The organism is Paenibacillus sp. 01T422 (assembly GCF_056398785.1).
The window spans coordinates 1-2,374 of sequence record NZ_JBFTQB010000954.1 but is presented as its reverse complement, the minus strand read 5'-3'; the positions used below and the strand labels follow the sequence as shown (position 1 = coordinate 2,374).

Below are 2,374 nucleotides of genomic sequence, written 5' to 3'. Positions count from 1 at the left end.
CTTCAATTGTTAAGCCGTACGGAAGGTATCATTCCTGCTCTGGAGAGCGCTCATGCGATTGCGCATACGGTGAAACTTGCTCCAACGATGTCTAAGGACCAAATTATTGTCGTTAGCCTATCCGGACGCGGCGATAAAGATGTGGAATCTATTATGAGTTATCTTGGCACAGGGAGGGAATAAGTAATGAACCTAATTGATAAGCGTTTTGCTGAGCTTAAAGAGCGGGGGGAAACAGCAATGATCCCTTTCTTGACCATTGGTGATCCATCGGTTGAAGCTTCCTTGGAACTTATTCTTGAAATGGAGCGGGCTGGTGCTGATTTGATCGAGCTGGGTGTTCCCTATTCGGACCCGTTAGCCGATGGTCCTGTCATCCAACGTTCTTCTGAACGAGCATTGCTTCGTAAAATTACGATTTTTGATGTCATAAATGTAGCTCGCCAAGCGCGGGATAGAGGCTCTAGGCTGCCATTCATTCTATTCACTTACTACAATCCTATTCTGCAGATTGGACTAGAACGCATTTTCAAAACAATGCAGGAAAATGAAATCAGCGGAATCATCATTCCAGATCTTCCACTAGAAGAAGATAGAGAAACGAGAGCAATTGCAGAATCCTACGGTGTCCATTTGATCCCATTAGTTGCGCCAACTTCGAATGATCGTGTTAAGCGCATCGCAGCTGGAGCTCGAGGATTCGTTTATTGTGTTTCTTCACTAGGTGTAACTGGTGAACGAGCTGAATTTTTCGGCGGGATCGAGGATTTTCTATCCACGGTGCGGGAAGCGGCGAATGTGCCAATCGTTGTTGGATTCGGTATTTCGAGCCGGGACCAGGTTCAGCGGTTTGAGAAGCTCTGCGACGGTGTTGTTGTGGGGAGCGCGATTGTCCGATCGATTGAAGGCGCGCTGCATCATTTTAAAGAAGATGCAGCCCATCCAGAAGGGCTGCAGCAAATTGGCAGTTTTGTTGGCCAGCTAAAAGGTAGATAATGAAATCCCTCTAGACACTTGTCTAGGGGGATTTTTAAAAATTACCTATTTACTGTTAAGCGTTAAAGCAGTACACTATTATGTGTTGATCATCGAGACTTTTGTCTCAAATGAGTGGCTAACGCAATATTCCTTCTACATAAAAGGAACCACATTTTACAAAGCTACTAGTTTTGTGGGACAATTACAAAATTCGGACAACTAATTGATGAGGTGGCTACCAATGAAACCGAAACAAACGATTGTACATTTGCCGGTCTATCAACCGGGTAAACCTATTGAAGAAGTAAAAAGAGAGCTGGGATTAACGGAAGTGATTAAACTCGCATCCAACGAAAATCCATTTGGCTCCACGCCAAAAGCAAAAGCTGCGATTGAAGCGGAAATCGCTAACATCAGCTTGTACCCAGACGGCGGTGCTGTTCAGCTGACAGAAGCAGTGGCTGAGTACCTTGGAGTCGCGACGAATCAATTAATCTTCGGTGCAGGTTCCGATGAGGTTATTCTAATGCTAGCACGCGCTTTCCTCGTACAAGGCGATGAAACCGTGATGGCTTCTCATACCTTCCCGCAATATAAACACAATTGTGAGATTGAGGGAGCTGTGTCCATCGAGATTCCGTTGAAAGACGGCACTCACGACCTGGACGGCATGCTGGATGCAATTACGGAGCGTACGAAGATCGTCTGGATCTGTAATCCCAACAATCCGACCGGCACGATGAACACGGATGCGGAAATTAAGGCTTTTTTAGCCAAAGTTCCTGAGCATGTACTGGTCGTTCTGGATGAGGCATACTGTGAGTACAACACGACGGGAGAATTCCCGGATAGTATCGAGCTGATTGGCCAGTACCGCAATGTCATTGCACTGCGTACTTTTTCCAAAATATACGGACTGGCTTCATTGCGAATCGGTTATGGCGTTGGGCATCCAGATGTGATCCGATCCATTAATCAAGTGCGTGAGCCGTTCAACACGACTAGAATTGCACAAGCTGCTGCTTTAGCGGCGATTAAGGACCAAGACTTCATCGCAAGCTGCCGCGAGGCGAATACAGCAGGTTTGAATTATTTAACGGAGCAATTTAACGAAATGGGATTACAGGCTTTCCCAGCACATGGTAACTTCGTTATGGTTCATGTAGGACGCCCTGCGGCCGAAGTATTTAACGGTTTGTTGCGTAGAGGAATTATTGTTCGTGGCGGACATATGCTTGGCTTCCCGACATCCCTTCGAGTTACAATCGGCTCACGCGAACAAAATGAGAAATTCATTGCAGCTTTGCAGCAAGTGCTGGCAGAAGTTGCCGTTCAAGCCTAATACAAATTAAAGGTTGATCTCTTATGACGAAAATTGCGATATTTGGTGTAGGGC

Annotated in this window: 2 protein-coding genes and 1 pseudogene; all 3 read left to right on the top strand. The window is 46.0% G+C overall.

The window, feature by feature from the left end; translation table 11 throughout:
• Nucleotides 1-183: pseudogene (locus tag AC1DUA_RS34015) on the top strand (tryptophan synthase subunit beta); the annotation flags it as partial.
• Nucleotides 184-186: 3 nt separating this feature from the next.
• Nucleotides 187-996 (top strand): tryptophan synthase subunit alpha, encoded by an 810-nt coding sequence (gene trpA / locus AC1DUA_RS34010; RefSeq protein ID WP_477503945.1) that lies wholly within the window; start codon nt 187-189, stop codon nt 994-996.
• 223 nt (nt 997-1,219) lie between these two features.
• Nucleotides 1,220-2,320, top strand: coding sequence for a histidinol-phosphate transaminase (hisC, locus tag AC1DUA_RS34005; protein ID WP_477503944.1), 1,101 nt, complete (start codon nt 1,220-1,222; stop codon nt 2,318-2,320).
• Nucleotides 2,321-2,374 lie beyond the last annotated feature (54 nt).

What these genes read in the sequence shown, in the direction of transcription:
- trpA (WP_477503945.1), top strand. Translation starts at nt 187, where the DNA reads ATGAACCTAATTGATAAGCGTTTTGCTGAGCTTAAAGAGCGGGGGGAA.
- hisC (WP_477503944.1), top strand. Translation starts at nt 1,220, where the DNA reads ATGAAACCGAAACAAACGATTGTACATTTGCCGGTCTATCAACCGGGT.